This is a genomic window from Nonomuraea sp. NPDC050733, assembly GCF_040654215.1.
Taxonomy (GTDB): domain Bacteria; phylum Actinomycetota; class Actinomycetes; order Streptosporangiales; family Streptosporangiaceae; genus Nonomuraea.
The window spans coordinates 127243-142121 of the sequence record NZ_JBFAHO010000015.1 but is presented as its reverse complement, the minus strand read 5'-3'; the positions used below and the strand labels follow the sequence as shown (position 1 = coordinate 142121).

General features: G+C 71.4%; 14 protein-coding genes and 1 riboswitch. Of the genes, 8 read left to right on the top strand and 6 right to left on the bottom strand.

Going from position 1 to position 14879, the window contains the following annotated elements; genetic code table 11:
* Positions 1-4 precede the first annotated feature (4 nt).
* Complete coding sequence (locus tag AB0H64_RS23950) at positions 5-739, bottom strand: GntR family transcriptional regulator (protein WP_357628266.1); 735 nt, start codon at positions 737-739, stop codon at positions 5-7.
* 93 nt (positions 740-832) lie between these two features.
* On the opposite strand from AB0H64_RS23950, the gene AB0H64_RS23945 reads away from it, so the two are divergent.
* The 7 genes from AB0H64_RS23945 (at position 833) to AB0H64_RS23915 (ending at position 6258) form a co-directional block, all read left to right on the top strand.
* Positions 833-2137: an MFS transporter gene (locus AB0H64_RS23945; RefSeq protein WP_357628263.1), complete on the top strand. Its 1305-nt coding sequence runs from the start codon at positions 833-835 to the stop codon at positions 2135-2137.
* Between the two features lie 86 nt (positions 2138-2223).
* Positions 2224-3156 (top strand): SPFH domain-containing protein, encoded by a 933-nt coding sequence (locus AB0H64_RS23940; protein WP_357628261.1) that lies wholly within the window; start codon positions 2224-2226, stop codon positions 3154-3156.
* Positions 3157-3384: 228 nt separating this feature from the next.
* Positions 3385-4092, top strand: a complete 708-nt coding sequence (locus tag AB0H64_RS23935; protein WP_357628259.1) for a hypothetical protein — start codon at positions 3385-3387, stop codon at positions 4090-4092.
* A gap of 43 nt (positions 4093-4135) precedes the next feature.
* Complete coding sequence (locus tag AB0H64_RS23930) at positions 4136-4684, top strand: GNAT family protein (protein ID WP_357628256.1); 549 nt, start codon at positions 4136-4138, stop codon at positions 4682-4684.
* Positions 4685-4796: 112 nt separating this feature from the next.
* The gene (locus tag AB0H64_RS23925) at positions 4797-5252 is read left to right on the top strand and encodes a hypothetical protein (RefSeq protein ID WP_357628253.1); all 456 of its coding nucleotides are present in this window, start codon (positions 4797-4799) and stop codon (positions 5250-5252) included.
* Between the two features lie 117 nt (positions 5253-5369).
* Positions 5370-5774: a nitroreductase family deazaflavin-dependent oxidoreductase gene (locus tag AB0H64_RS23920; protein WP_357628251.1), complete on the top strand. Its 405-nt coding sequence runs from the start codon at positions 5370-5372 to the stop codon at positions 5772-5774.
* 115 nt (positions 5775-5889) lie between these two features.
* A complete protein-coding gene (locus AB0H64_RS23915; protein ID WP_357628250.1) occupies positions 5890-6258 on the top strand; it encodes a PH domain-containing protein in 369 nt (122 codons plus the stop codon).
* A gap of 55 nt (positions 6259-6313) precedes the next feature.
* Here AB0H64_RS23915 and glgA read toward each other — a convergent pair whose 3' ends face one another.
* Positions 6314-7504: a glycogen synthase gene (gene glgA / locus AB0H64_RS23910; RefSeq protein WP_357628247.1), complete on the bottom strand. Its 1191-nt coding sequence runs from the start codon at positions 7502-7504 to the stop codon at positions 6314-6316.
* 195 nt (positions 7505-7699) lie between these two features.
* Between glgA and glgC the strand changes: the two genes are divergently transcribed.
* Positions 7700-8935, top strand: coding sequence for a glucose-1-phosphate adenylyltransferase (gene glgC, locus AB0H64_RS23905; protein WP_357628245.1), 1236 nt, complete (start codon positions 7700-7702; stop codon positions 8933-8935).
* A gap of 226 nt (positions 8936-9161) precedes the next feature.
* Here the strand turns inward: glgC and AB0H64_RS23900 are convergent, their stop codons facing one another.
* From AB0H64_RS23900 to AB0H64_RS23885, 4 genes are all read right to left on the bottom strand, one after another.
* Positions 9162-10280, bottom strand: a complete 1119-nt coding sequence (locus AB0H64_RS23900; RefSeq protein ID WP_357628243.1) for a mechanosensitive ion channel domain-containing protein — start codon at positions 10278-10280, stop codon at positions 9162-9164.
* A gap of 19 nt (positions 10281-10299) precedes the next feature.
* Complete coding sequence (locus tag AB0H64_RS23895) at positions 10300-11295, bottom strand: ribonucleotide-diphosphate reductase subunit beta (protein WP_357628240.1); 996 nt, start codon at positions 11293-11295, stop codon at positions 10300-10302.
* A 36-nt stretch (positions 11296-11331) separates the two neighbouring features.
* Positions 11332-13542 (bottom strand): ribonucleoside-diphosphate reductase subunit alpha, encoded by a 2211-nt coding sequence (locus tag AB0H64_RS23890; RefSeq protein ID WP_357628238.1) that lies wholly within the window; start codon positions 13540-13542, stop codon positions 11332-11334.
* 119 nt (positions 13543-13661) lie between these two features.
* Positions 13662-13895: riboswitch (cobalamin riboswitch) on the bottom strand.
* 4 nt (positions 13896-13899) lie between these two features.
* Positions 13900-14859, bottom strand: a complete 960-nt coding sequence (locus AB0H64_RS23885; protein ID WP_357628235.1) for a tripartite tricarboxylate transporter substrate-binding protein — start codon at positions 14857-14859, stop codon at positions 13900-13902.
* Positions 14860-14879 lie beyond the last annotated feature (20 nt).

Genomic DNA, 14879 nt, shown 5'->3' with positions numbered 1-14879 from the left:
CACGCTAACGGTTGCGCCCGTGGACCGGGCCGGTGGGCGTGGGCGTGGACGAGTTGAGCTCGTAGGCCGGCTCGTAGGCGTCGACGAGGAGCCGCTCGGCGTGGTCGAGATAGGCGTCGAGGAAGGCCGCCGCCTCGTCCGGCCGGCCGGCCTCCAGCAGCTCCAGCAGCCGGCGGTTGCGCTCGACGAACGGCTCGTGGAAGGCGCGCGGGTTCTTCATGACGTGGAAGACGAGCCGCAGCTCGGCCAGGAGCTGGCCCATGGCCTCGTCGAGCCGCGGGCTCTGGTTGAGCGTGACGAGCGCCTGGTGGAAGCGGATGTTGGCGGTGCCGACGGCGCGCCAGTCATCGCTCGCGGCGGCCCGCTCGGCGTCGGCGACGGCCTCCTTGATCAGCCGCAGCGCCTTCGGGGTGGGGGTGCGCCGGACCGCCGCCCCCTCGATGACGCGGCGCACGCGGTAGAGGTCGGCGACGTCCTCGGCCGACAGGATCCGGACGAACACCCCCCGGTTGAGCCGGTGGTACAGCAGCCGCTCGTGGCTGAGCAGCCGGAACGCCTCCCGCAGCGTGTTGCGCGAGACGCCGAGCGCCTCGGAGATCGACTCCTCCGACAGGCGCTGACCGGGCTCGAAGAAGCCCTCGCTGATGCGGTCGCGCAGGATGTCGGCCACGCGCTCGGCCGTGCTGCTGCGCCCGAGGCGCGAACGGTCCCGTTCGAGATCAGCAACCCCGTTGTCCACAGCGACAATTAATCATCGAACAAACCCCTTGTCGAATTGTTCAACGATCCTTACGTTGATACAAAGCCCTTCAAATCCGTGGGGAGCGAAGCGATGGCAGGCTCCACCTCACAGGCCCGGCGGGTGATCGTCGCCAGCCTGGTCGGCACATCACTGGAGTGGTACGACTTCTTCCTCTACACGACCGCGGCGACGCTGGTCTTCGGCAAGCTGTTCTTCCCGAACTTCGATCCCCTCAACGCCACCCTGCTCGCCCTGACCACCAACGCCGTCGCGTTCATCGCCAGGCCGCTCGGCGGCATCGTGTTCGGCCACTTCGGCGACCGGGCCGGGCGCAAGACGGTCCTCGTCGTCACCCTGCTCCTGATGGGCGTCTCGACGTTCCTCATCGGTGTGCTCCCCGGGTACGACACCGTGGGCGTCGCCGCCCCGATCCTGCTCGCCATTCTGCGGTTCGTCCAGGGGTTCGGGCTGGGCGGCGAGTGGGGCGGCGCGGTCATCATGTCGCTTGAGCACGCCGACGACCGTCGCCGCGGCTTCAACGCGAGCTGGCCCCAGGTGGGCGTGCCCGCCGGGTTCGTGCTGGCCACGGCGCTGCTGACGCTGCTGTCGGCCACGATGTCGGACGCGGCGTTCCTGTCGTGGGGCTGGCGCGTCCCGTTCCTGCTGTCGGGCGTGCTCGTGGCCGTCGGGCTCTGGGTGCGGCTGAAGGTGACGGAGTCGCCGCTGTTCGCCGAGCTGGAGCAGCAGGGTCAGACGGCTCGGATGCCGCTCGTCGAGGTGCTGCGCACGCATCCGCGGGCGCTGCTGTCGGCCTTCACCGCCCGCATCGGCGTGGACGTGGCCTTCTACACCTTCACCGTCTACATCCTCGTCTACGTGACCGGGCAGCTCGGCCTGCCGCGCTCGGTCGGGCTGAACGCCGTCCTCATCGCCTCCGCCCTGCAACTGGGGATGATCCCGTTCTTCGGCGCCCTGTCCGACCGCCTCGGCCGGCGTCCCGTCTACCTGGCGGGCGTCATCGGCGCGGCGGTCTGGGTGTTCGTCTTCTTCCCGCTGCTCGACACCCGCTCGTTCCCGCTCATCGCGCTCGCCGCGGTCGTCGCGCTGATCACCCACGCCGCCATGTACGGGCCGCAGGCGGCGTTCATCGCGGAGCTGTTCAGCACCCGGCTGCGCTACAGCGGCGCCTCCATGGGCTACCAGGTGGCCGGGATCGTGGGCGGCGCGATCGCGCCGATCGTCGCGCTCAAGCTGCTCGACGTGTACGGCACGACGCTCGCCGTGTCGGTGTACGTGCTCGTCGCGCTGGCCGTCACGGCCGTGGGCCTGGCCATCGCGCCGGAGACCCGCGACCTCGACCTGCACCGCCCCGAGGGCCTCGCCCAGCGATCCTGACGCCCCTCTGACAGGCCCCGTACTCCCCCAACCGCCGCGAAAGCGCGGGCGGCGGCTGCCACCGCCGCCCGCGCGGGAGGTCCCCGGTGAGAACCGTCCTGCTCGTCATCGCCACGATCATCGCGATCCCCACGCTCATCGGCCTCGTCGGCGGGCTGGAGCGGACCGACGGCGGCGAGGTCGCCGTGGTCCGCGACGGCGGCCCGTTCGACGACAACAAGGTGCGCCAGGTCATCGACCCCGCCTCCGGCCTCACCTGGGCCGGCTGGTGGTCGTCCGTCCACGGCTACCCCGCCCAGCAGCGCTTCTACACGATCACCGCCGACCCCAAGCGGGCCACCACCCTCGGCGTGGACGTCGTGAAGGTGCCCAGCAGCGACGGCGTGAACCTCGGCATCGAGGGCACCCTGTACTTCACGCTGAACCTCGACCATCGGACGCTCAAGACCTTCGACGACAGGTACGGCACCCGCACCTTCCGCGCGCAGGACGGCGCGTCGCTCTACCCCTGGGACGGCGACGAGGGCTGGAGCGCCTTCTTCGGCCAGGCGGTGCGGCCCGTCATCGACAACGCGCTGCGCTCCGAGGTCGGCGCCATGCGGTGCGGCGAGCTGGTGCCGTCGTGCTCGCTGCTGGAGACCACCGCGCTCAAGCCGCGAAGCAGCAACACCACCCTGGTCCAGGTGCAGAACGCGGTCAACGCCTCGCTGGCCCGCGACCTGCCCGGCACCCTGGGAGGCGACTTCCTGACCGGGCTGCGCTTCACGCTGGCCAGGGTGACGCTCCCGCCGGAGGTGCAGCAGGCCGTCGACCGGTCGCTGGCGGCCGACGCCGCCGTCTCCGAGGCCCAGGCCAAGGTGGAGCAGGCCAAGGCCGAGGCCGCGGCCAACCGGGCCCGCCAGCAGGGCTACGACGCCTGCCCGGCGTGCGCCGAGATCGAGAAGCTCAAGTCCCTCCCGCAGGGCATCACCGTGTACGCCCCGGGCAACCCGCAGTCGGTCGTCGTGCCGGCCCGCTGAGCCCGCTCCCCTCGTCCCGTCCCGGCCGCCGCGACCACGGGGGCCGCGACGGCCGGGACGGGCGGAAAAGCCGCCCACACCGGACATGGGAACGAACCGGGACGTTGTGACAGAATCGCTGCCGATTCCCAAAACACCGGGCATCCTTTGGGCATAAACTGCGCGCCTGTGAGCCTGCCTGTACGTGAACGTTCCCCCCGGCCCGGCGGCGGTCGACACCGCCGTCCCGTGCCCACGTCCCTGCCATCGGACGCCCCCGTGCTCGTGCTCGCCGCGCCGGGCGACGCCTCCGGCGTGGCCTCGGAGATCGCCGCGGTCGTGCGGGTGGACAACCCGCAGATCGAGGTGCGCCTGGCGACGGTCGCCGACCTGGCAGACTCCCTGCCCTCCGGCCGCGACGCCGTGGTGGTGCCGCTGCTGACCTGGGACGACCCGGCCGTCCTCGCCGACATCGGCAAGGCCGTGGCCGCCGGAGACTCCGGCGCGGTCGTGACCGAGGCGCTCGGCCCCCACCCGCTGCTGGCCGAGGCGCTGCACATCAGGCTGGCCGAGCGCGGCCTGGCCCGGGCCGACCGGGTGCGCCTGCTCAACGTCTCCAGCCCCGTCGACGCGGTCATCCTCGGGACCGCCGGCGGCGCGCGGGCCGTGCAGGCCGTCCAGGCCACGGCCGTGCTGCTCGCCTCCCGGCTCACGCTGCCGGTCGTGGCGGCGTCGCTCGACAGCGAGCCCGGCGTGACCATGGCCGCCCAGCGGCTGCGCGCCGCCGGGGCCGGGCGCCTGGCCCTCGCCCCGTGCCTGATCGGCCACGAGGTGGCCCCGGGAACGGTGGAGCGGGCCGCCGCCGAGATCGAGGCCGGCCACGCCGAGCCGCTCGGCGCGCACAGCGCCATCGCCGAGCTTGTCGCGCGGGCTTACGGGAGTCAACTCGCCACTTGACAAGGGCTTGTGGAGATCACAAAACTCGCGTTAACTTCTCTCCATGCGCCACGTGCAGTGCAATGGTGCGCGTCTTTGCCTGCGTGACGTCACGGAGGCCGACGTGGCGGCACTGCACGCCATCTACGGCGACCCCTCCGCCACGCGCTTCATGCCGTTCGGGGCCCTCACCTTCGAGCAGGTGAGGGCACTCGTCGACGAAGCGCTGGAGGCGGCGGAGGCCGAGCCGCGCCGCCTGTACGTGTTCGCGGTCGAGGACGCCGACCACCACGAGGTGATCGGCGTCGCCCGGCTGCACGTCGAGACCGACCTCCCGCACAGCGCCGAGATCGGCCTCGGGCTGCGGCCCGACCAGTGGGGCCGGGGCATGGGCACCGACCTGATCCGGCTGCTGCTGTCGTTCGGCTTCAAGCAGCTCGGCCTGCACCGCGTCTGGGGCGCCCGCTCCCCCGACAACCTGCCCGCGCAGCTCGCGATGCTGACGGCCGGCATGGTCGAGGAGGGCCGCATCCGCCACCACCTGCCGACGCCTGACGGCTGGCGCGACTCCATCGTCCATTCCGCCCTGGAGGACGAGTGGACCGACCGCTGACCCGGCTCTGACGCGGCCCTGACCCGGCGCGGCTTGACGTGAAGGTGCGTCGCCGCCGGGGATTGTCGGTGGCTCCCCCTACGATGAGCCTCCTCACGGAGGGATCACAGACATGCTCGACTCGCTGATCGTGCCCCTGTTCGTCACGACGGACCTGCCGCCGAGCGCCGACCTGGCCGAGTTCGGCACGCTGCTCGCCGAGACGGCGCGCACGCTCGACCATGACGGCGTGAGCTACGAGGCGTTCCTCGCCGGCAAGGTGTTCTGGCTCGACAGCCCCGTCCCCGCCCGGCAGGAGGCCGCCGCCGGGGCCGAGCAGCGCTTCGCCGCCCTGCTGGGCTACCTCGCCGCCTCCGGCCCCGGTCACACGACCCGCGGCGTGGTCGCCGACGTGCGCCGGGCGATCTCCGCGGCGGTCACCGGGCGCTACGGCGACGCGGGCGTCCCTCCGGCCGTGTTCGCCATCCGCGACCGCGACGTGCGCGAGCGCACCCCCGACACCGCCCTCTACGTCGACACCCGCGACGCCGTCCCCGAGCTGGTCACGGCCACCCGCTCCTACCTGTGACAGGCCTGTGAGGCGGGCCTGGACGACGGGCTCGTGAGGGGGCGACCGCCGGTCAAGTCCTCGTACAGACCTGGCGGCCGACGGTGACACCAGGCGTGTCCCGGGTAGTCCGGATTCATGCTTTTCGGTAAGGAACACGTTCAGCGCTATCAGGAGACCGACGGCGCGGAAGGCCACGACTGGAACAACACGACCGTCCTCCTCCTGACCACGAAGGGCCGCCGCACCGGCCGCCCCTACACGACGCCGCTCATCTACCAGAAGCACGGAGACGCCTACGTCGTGGTGGCCTCCAAGGGCGGCGACCCCGACCACCCCGACTGGTACAAGAACCTCGACGCCACCCCGGAGGTGGAGGTGCAGGTCATGGGCGACAAGTTCAGGGCCCGGGCGCACACCGCCATCGACGAGGAGAAGCCCGAGCTGTGGGCCATCATGACCCGGACCTGGCCGGACTACGACGAGTACCAGACGAAGACCGACCGCCCGATCCCGGTCGTGGTCCTGGAGCCGCTCCGCTGACCCGTCTTCCTCGACGACCCCGACCCGCGCATCAGGGCCTTCGAGCCGGGCGCCCGGCCCGGTAAGACCTCCGTGAGGCCGGAACGAGGAGGCGGTCCCCGTTCGTTGGCCGGGCATGGCTGACATTCCCTATGATCGGAAAGAACAGCTCAGGCAGATCGAAAGCGGTCTCCTGCCCGGCGAGCGGATCGTCGCCGTCTACGACGCGATCGGGGCGGGCACCGGCTTCCTCGGCCTCACCGACCGCCGGGTGATCGTGCAGGACAAGTCGTTCGTGGGCAAGCGGGTGGCGCTCACGAGCATCCCCTACGGCAAGATCTCCGCGGTGAGCGTGGTGAGCAACAAGTCGTTCGCGGGCGGGTTCTTCTCGTCCGGGGCGATCGCCATCCACGTCGGGACGCACACGTACGAGGTCGACTTCCGCGGCGAGAACAAGGCGCACCACGTCCACGACGTGATCCTCCACCACATCTCCCAGACCTGACGGACGCCGGCGCCCGGCTTCCCACGGGGATCCGGGCGCCGTCACGTCAGGAGCGTCACCTCGGAGCGCCACCGGCGACCGACGCGTACAGCTCCAGGGTGCGCTCGGCGATGCGCTCCCACGAGAAGTGCTCGACCGCCCGCGCCCGCCCGGCCTCGCCCATCCGGCGCGCCCGCTCGGGGTCGCCCAGCAGGGAGTTGACCCGCTCGGCGAAGTCGGCGGCGAAGCGCTCCGGGTCGCGCGGCACCCCGTCGGCGCCCTGGTCGATCGGCACGAGCAGCCCGGTCTCGCCGTCGGCGACCACCTCGGGGATGCCGCCCGTCGCCGTGGCGACGACGGCCGTCTCGCAGGCCATGGCCTCCAGGTTGACGATGCCCATGGGCTCGTACACCGACGGGCACACGAACACCGTGGCGTGCGTCAGGAGCTGGATCACCTCGGGCTTGGGCAGCATCTCGGAGATCCACACCACGCCCTCGCGCTCGCGTTCGAGGTCGCGGACCAGGCCGGTGACCTCGGCGGCGATCTCCGGCGTGTCGGGCGCGCCGGCGCAGAGCACGAGCTGCGCGCCGGGGTCGAGGGACCGCGCCGCGTGCAGGAGGTGGACCAGGCCCTTCTGCCGGGTGATGCGGCCGACGAAGACGACGTACGGCTTGGCGGGGTCGACGCCGTGCTTCTTCAGCACCGCGTCGTCCCGATCGGGGGCGTACTCGGCCGTGTCGATGCCGTTGTGGATCACGCTGACCCGCTCCGGCGGGATCTCGGGGTAGGCGGCCAGCACGTCGCGCCGCATGCCGTCCGAGACGGCGACCACCGCGTCGGCGGCGGCCAGGGCGGTGCGCTCGGCCCACGAGGAGATCGTGTAGCCGCCGCCGAGCTGCTCGGCCTTCCACGGGCGCAGCGGTTCGAGGCTGTGCGTGGTGACGACGTGCGGCACGCCGTACAGGAGCTTGGCGACATGTCCGGCGAAATTTGCGTACCAGGTGTGGGAGTGGACCACGTCGGCGCCCTCGCAGGCGGCGGCCATCTCCAGGTCGACGCCCAGCACCTGGAGCGCCGCGTTGGCCGACCCCAGCCCTTCGGGCACCCGGTAGGCGGAGACCCCCGGTTCGTCGCGCCGCGCGCCGAAGCACCGCACCCGGACGTCGGCCAGGCGGCGCAACCGGCTCGCCAGGTACTCCATGTGAACTCCGGCACCGCCGTACACCTCTGGCGGATACTCCCGGCTGAGCAGATCAACGCGCATGGAACGACCTTACGAGCATCCCGCCCATCCGGGACACACCGGTGCGCGACTCGCCGCTTCCCGCCCTGCCGGAGGACGACCCCGGCGATCGTTCGGGCAGCTCAGCAAGGAGAAATCACCAAAATCTGGAGAAAAGTAACACTCCAGGACGAGGTCACGTCGATAGATCGGCTCATAGGGGGTAGCGTCCTGGTCATGAGGTCCCGGAGGGTGCTTGCGGTCGTGCTGGCAGGTGGCGAGGGGAAGAGGCTCATGCCTCTGACGGCGGATCGGGCGAAACCGGCCGTACCGTTCGGCGGAATGTACCGTCTGATCGACTTCGTCCTGTCGAACCTGGCCAACGGCGATTACCTGAAGATCGTCGTACTGACCCAGTACAAGAACCACAGTCTCGACCGCCACGTGTCGCGCACCTGGCGGCTGTCGGCCATGCTCGGCAACTACGTCACGCCGGTGCCGGCGCAGCAGCGGCTCGGCCCGCGCTGGTTCTCGGGCTCGGCCGACGCGCTGTTCCAGAACCTGAACCTCATCTACGACGAGATGCCCGACCACGTCATCGTGTTCGGCGCCGACCACATCTACCGGATGGATCCCCGGCAGATGGTCGAGCAGCACGAGGACTCCGGCGCGGACGTCACGGTGGCGGCCATCAGGCAGCCGATCTCCCTGGCCGACCAGTTCGGCGTCATCGAGACCGACCCGCAGGGCCGGCGCATCGTGGCGTTCCGGGAGAAGCCGAAGGACGCGGTGGGGCTCGCCGACTCGCCCGACGAGGTGTTCGCCTCGATGGGCAACTACGTCTTCCGCACCCAGGCCATGATCGACGCGCTGCGCGAGGACGCGCTCGACCCGATGAGCAAGCACGACCTCGGCGGCAACATCATCCCGATGATGGTCAAGTCGGGCGGGGCCGACGTCTACGACTTCGCCAACAACGTGGTGCCGGGCTCCACCGAGCGCGACAGGGGCTACTGGCGCGACGTGGGAACGCTCGACGCCTACTACGAGGCCCACATGGACCTCATCTCGGCGCACCCGATCTTCAACCTGTACAACGACAAGTGGCCGATCCACACCGGCCACGACCCGCTGCCGCCGGCGAAGTTCGTCCACAACGACGGCGACCGGGTGGGCCGGGCGATCGACTCGCTGGTGTCCCCGGGCGTGATCGTCTCGGGCGGCACCGCCATCCGGTCGATCCTGTCGCCCAAGGTCGTGCTCCACTCCCACTCGCTGGTGGAGGACTCCGTCCTCATGGAGAACGTCAAGGTGGGCAGGGGCGCCATCGTCCGGCGGGCGATCATCGACAAGAACGTGGTGATCCCCGACGGGGCGCGCATCGGCTTCGACCTGGACTACGACCGCACCCGCTTCGCGCTGACCCGCGGCGGCGTCGTGGTCATCGGCAAGAACGAGATCGTGGAGCGCTGACCCGCGCCAGGATCGCGAAGGAAGTGTGGCCTCGGGCCGGGCTGGCGTGGGGCCATGCCCGAGGCTGGGGCCGCCGTCCGGCCGGGGGGCGCCATTCCCGCCGGTCAGACCGTGGCCCGTGGAGCATCCGGATGTCGTCCACGGTAGCCAGATGATCGCCGGGGGTGCCACCCATTAACCGGCCGCGTCAGCCGTGGCGGCGGGCGCGGGCCGCGTGCCGCTGAGGTCAGCGCTGCTGGGTGCCCGGCTTGGGGGCGGGGGCGCCGGAGTCGGAGAGCTCGGCGGTCCACGGCACGCCGGCGCGGGTCTCGGGCGTCTCGACGCGGAAACGCGGCAGCGCCTCCGGGAAGTTCTCCCTGATGTAGGTGACCATGTGCTCGCGGACGTCGCACTTGAGGTCCCAGGCGGAGGGCGAGTCGGCGGCGCTCATCAGGGCGCGCAGCTCGACCAGGCCGTTCGGCAGGACGTCGGTGACCTGGAGCGTCCAGTCCTTCTGGTCCCACAGCGGGTTGCCCTGGATGAACGCGTACAGCTCGTCGCGCAGCTTCTGGACCGGGACCGACCAGTCCACCCGCAGGAACACCACGGCGACGACCCGGCTGCCGTGCCGGGTCCAGTTCTCGAACATGTTCTGCGTGAAGTACGAGACGGGCAGCACCAGCCGCCGCTCGTCCCAGAGCCGGACCACCACGTACGTCAGCGTCAGCTCCTCGATGCGGCCCCACTCGTCGCCCACCACCACGACGTCGTCGAGGCGCAGCGCGTCGCTGAAGGCGAGCTGGAGACCGGCCAGCGCGTTGCCGATCGTGGGCTGGGCGGCGATGCCGACCACGGCGCCGGCGATGCCCGCGGAGGCGAGCAGCCCGGCGCCCAGCGCCCGCACCTGCGGGAACGAGAACAGCATCGCGCCGACGGCGACCACGATGATGGTCACGGCGGCGATCCGGCGGACCAGCGCGATCTGCGTCATGATCCGCCGGGCCCGCCGGTTGCGCTCGCCCTCGACCCGCACCAGCCGTTCGAGCACCACGTCCGTCAGCGCGTAGCTGGCCTGGACGATCAGCCAGGTGACGGACCCGATCGTGACCAGCCCCAGGCCCCGCTCCACGGTCGCGGCCAGTTGCTGCTCGCGCGGGCTGTCGCCGAACATGCCCGGCCCGAACACGAGGTTGCACGCCACCACCGCGGCCACCGTGAACCCCGCCCAGGTGCAGTGCTCCACCAGGTGCCCGGCGAGCGCCCACTTGCGTCCGGCCCGTTTCAGGAGCCGGCGGGTGACCTCCACCAGGAGGATCGCACCCACGACGGAGACGACCAGGATGGGCCACTCGGCCGGCGACTGCACGTGTCATGCCCCCAATGTCTTAAAAGGTCTCGTCGAAACTCACATTGCCCTCAACTGCCACCTGATAAGCAGAGACTCGGCGTTCGAAGAAGTTCGCCAGCTCCTGCACGTCCTGGAGCTCCATGAACGCGAACGGGTTGGCGGTGCCGTACCTCGTGGGCAGGCCCAGGCGGGCCAGTCGCTGGTCCGCGACGTATTCAAGGTACTCGCGCATCTGGTCCGCGGTCATCCCCGGCATGCCGTCGCCGCACAGGTCACGGGCGAAGGCCAGCTCGGCGGCCACCGCCTCCTCCAGCATCGCGGTGACCTGCTTGCCCAGCTCGTCGTCGAACAGCTCGGGCTCCTCGGCCCGGACGGTGTCGACGACGCTGAACGCGAACTCCATGTGCATGGACTCGTCGCGGAACACCCAGTTCGTCCCCGTGGCCAGGCCACCGAGCAGCCCCCGGGACCGGAACCAGTACACGTACGCGAACGCGCCGTAGAAGAACAGCCCCTCGATGCAGGCGGCGAAGCAGATGAGGTTGAGCAGGAACTGCCGGCGCTCGGCGGCCGTCTCCAGCCGCTGGAGTCCGTTGATCGAGTCGATCCACCGGAAGCAGAACTCCGCCTTGTCGCGGATCGACGGGATGTGCTCGATCGCCGCGAACGCCTTGACCCGCTCGTCGAGGTCGGGCAGGTAGGTGTCGAGCAGCGTCAGGTAGAACTGCACGTGCACGGCCTCCTCGAACAGCTGCCTGCTCAGGTACAGGCGCGCCTCGGGGGCGTTGACGTGCTGGTAGAGGTTGAGCACGAGGTTGTTGGCGACGATCGAGTCGCCGGTGGCGAAGAAGGCGACCAGCCGGTTGATCAGGTGGCGCTCCTGGGGCGTCATCCTCGCCAGGTCGGCGAGGTCGTTGTGCAGGTCGACCTCCTCGACGGTCCAGGTGTTGCGGATGGCGGCCCGGTAGCGCTCGTAGAAGTCGGGGTAGCGCATGGGGCGCAGCGTCAGGTCCATTCCCGGGTCAAGCAGCATGTGGTGTCTCCGTGTGAGAGGTGTGGGGCGCGGGGCCTACTGGCAGGCTTCGCAGACGTCGGGGTTCTCCAGCGAGCAGGCGATCGCCGCGCTCGTGTCCTCCGATGGGGTGGGAAGGCCGGGCACGGGCACGGCCGACACCGTGGTCTGCGCGATCCGGGTGGCGGGCCGCGAGCGCAGGTAGTACGTGGTCTTCAGGCCCTTCTTCCAGGCGTAGGCGTACATCGACGAGAGCTTGCCGATGGTCGGGCTGGCCATGAAGAGGTTGAGCGACTGCGACTGGTCGATGTACGGCTGGCGGGCCGCGGCCAGGTCGATGAGGGCCTTCTGCGGCAGCTCCCAGGCGGTCCGGTAGAGGCTCCGGAGGTCGTCCGGGACGCCGGGGACGTCCTGGACCGAGCCGTCGGCCCGCTTGATGGCGTCGCGCATCGCCTGCGTCCACAGTCCGCGCGCCTGGAGGTCGGCCACCAGGTAGCGGTTGACCTGGAGGAACTCGCCGGACAGCGTCTCGCGCTTGAAGACGTTCGACACCTGCGGCTCGATGCACTCGTAGCAGCCGGCGATCGACGCGATCGTCGCCGTCGGCGCGATGGCGATCATCAGGGAGTTGCGCAGCCCCGTCCGGGCGATCTTCTCGCGGAGCGCGTCCCAGCGCGGCGAGGCGGCGGCGCCGGCGTAGTGGTCGGGGTGCAGCACTCCCCCGGCCGCGCGGGTGTCGCCGTACGAGGGGTGCCGGCCGCGCTCGGCGGCGAGGTCGGCGGAGGTGTCGTAGGCGGCCAGCGCGATCTCCTCGGCGATCCGGGTGGACAGCTCCAGCGCCTCGGGCGAGTCGAACGGCAGGCGCAGCGTGAAGAACACGTCGGCCAGCCCCATCACGCCGAGCCCGATGGGCCGCCAGCGCCGGTTGGCCGCCTCCGCCTCGGGCGTCGGATAGAAGCCGAGGTCGATGGTGCGGTCGAGGAAGCGCACGGCGGTCCGCACGGTGGCGCGCAGCCGCTCCCAGTCCACCGCCGCGCCGTCCCTCCCGCCGTCGCGCAGGTGCGCGGCCAGGTTGACCGACCCGAGGTTGCAGACGGCGGTCTCGGCGTCGCTGGTGACCTCCAGGATCTCGGTGCACAGGTTGGACAGGTGGATGACGTTCTCCGGCCGGGCGGTCTGGTTGGAGGTGCGGTTGGCCGCGTCCTTGAAGGTCATCCAGCCGTTGCCGGTCTGCGCGAGCGTGCGCATCATCCGCCCGTACAGGGTGCGGGCCGGGACTCGCCTGACGTGCAGGCCCTGCTCCTCGTAGGCGCGGTAGGCCCGGTCGAACGCCTCGCCGTACAGGTCGGTCAGGTCCGGCACGTCCTTCGGGTCGAACAGCGACCACGGCTCGTCGGCCTCGACCCGGCGCATGAACTCGTCCGGCACCCAGTTGGCGAGGTTGAGGTTGTGCGTGCGGCGGGCGTCCTCGCCGGTGTTGTCGCGCAGCTCCAGGAACTCCTCGACGTCGGCGTGCCAGGTCTCCAGGTAGACGCAGGCGGCGCCCTTGCGCCGGCCGCCCTGGTTGACCGCGGCGACGGACGAGTCCAGCGTGCGCAGCCAGGGGACGATGCCGTTGGAGTGCCCGTTGGTGCCCCGGATGAGCGAGCCGCGGGAGCGGACCCGGGTCCAGGCGATGCCGATGCCCCCGGCGTACTTCGACAGCCGGGCGACCTGCCCGTACCTGTCGTAGATGGCCTCCAGCTCGTCGCGCGGCGAGTCGAGCAGGAAGCACGACGAGAGCTGCGGCCGGCGCGCGCCCGAGTTGAACAGCGTCGGCGAGCTCGGCAGGTACGACAGGGTGCTCATGAGGGCGTACAGCTCGGCCGCCTCGGCCACGGTGGAGGACAGACCGCAGGCCACGCGCAGCAGGAAGTGCTGCGGGCGCTCCAGCACGGCGCGGGTCTCCGGGTGGCGCAGCAGGTAGCGGTCGTAGACCGTGCGCAGGCCGAAGTACTCGAAGCGGTCGTCGGCGTCGGCCGGCACCAGCGCGTCCAGCTCGGCGGCGTGGGCCGCGACGAACGCCGCCAGCTCGTCCTGCACCAGCCCGGCCGCGTGGGTGGCGGCGACGGAGTCGGAGAACGACCGCACGCCGCAGGCCGCGGCCTCGGCGGCGATCTCCTCGGCCAGCAGCCGGGCGGCGACCCGGGAGTTGGCCGGGTCGGCGATCACCCGCGCGGCCGCCTCCTCGATGGCCAGCCGCCGGTCACCCTCAACGATGGTCGTCACGTGCTCTCTCCTCGCGAGCTCGCCCCGGCGAGGGCGCACGAGAGCACGGCGGCGCGGGGTGTCCCCGGCCGCGACGGCCCCCGGGCCCTCCCTCGAGGCCCTGGACAGGTCCAGCCGGTGGTCCCCCGGCACTCGCTGGCAGGTCTTCGGGCTCGCGGGCAGGCGCGCGTGACCGTTCACGCGTTGCTACGCGCACGGTCACCCACTCGGTCCTACTGGCCGTCGCTTCCCGGATCGCTCCAGTGCTCTGTGACGGCGGTCGTTCCCGCTCACCGCTGCGGGGCAGCCCCGGAATCGCACCGGGTTCCCTTTTGCTCCGCCCCGAGGGGCGAACCAGCGACGAGCAGGATCCTACATCTAGTGGCCGTTGGCGCAACTAGCGCCGCATGTTGTGCCGTTCGTGTTGACGAGCCCGAGATCGCGGAGCACTCCGCGGGTGCGGCCGATCTCCGTGCCCAGCCAGAGCGCGAAGTCGTCGCCGAGGAGGGGCAGGGCGCTCCAGCCGCGTCTGCGGCAGACCTCGCGCCACGGGGCCGAGCGGGAGACGGCCTCGCACATCTCCAGTGCCGCGTCGCGCGTGTCGCCGGACATGCCGTGCGGTCCGACGGCCGCGCACCAGGCGGCGAAGTCGACGCGCACGCCGCTCTCCAGCAGGCTCGGGGCGTCGATCCCGTCGACGCGGTGCGCGCACGAGACCGCCAGCGCCTTGACGCGGCCGGTGCGGAGGTCGTGCCGCCAGTCGGCCAGGGTGCCGGCGGCGGCCGCCGCCTTGCCGCCGAGCAGGGCCTCGGCCACGTCCTCGCTGCTCGGGTAACCGGTGTAGACGACCTGCCGCGTGTCGGCGCCGAGGCCCCGCGCGACCAGGCCGAACAGCAGGTGGTCGGGCTCGCCCCGCGGCCCGCCGGCGAGCATGGTCTCACCCGGCCGGGCCAGCAGGTGGGCGCCGAAGTCGTCGAAGTCGCGGAACTTCGAGGCGGCCGGCACGACCACGACCTCGACCTCCCCGGCGAGCCGGGCCAGCGGGGTGGCGGTGTCGAGGAGGGTCGGCCCGTCGTTGAGCGCGGCGGCGGCCAGGGCCGTCAGGCCGGTGACGGTGATGCGCGTGGCCTCGCCCTCGCGTGACACGGCGAACCCGGCGTCCCAGGCGGCGGTGCCCAGGGCCTGGGCCACGCGCGTCCACCGCTCGCCGCCGGGCACGATGGCGAACCGGCCGCGCACGCCCCGGCCGGGTGCCCGCTCGGCGCCGCACCCGGCGGCGCCGGCCAGCCCCGAGAGCGCCAGGCCGAGCCCGAGCGCGAGCACCTGCCGTCGGCGCATGGCATGCCTCCCCGGTCCGC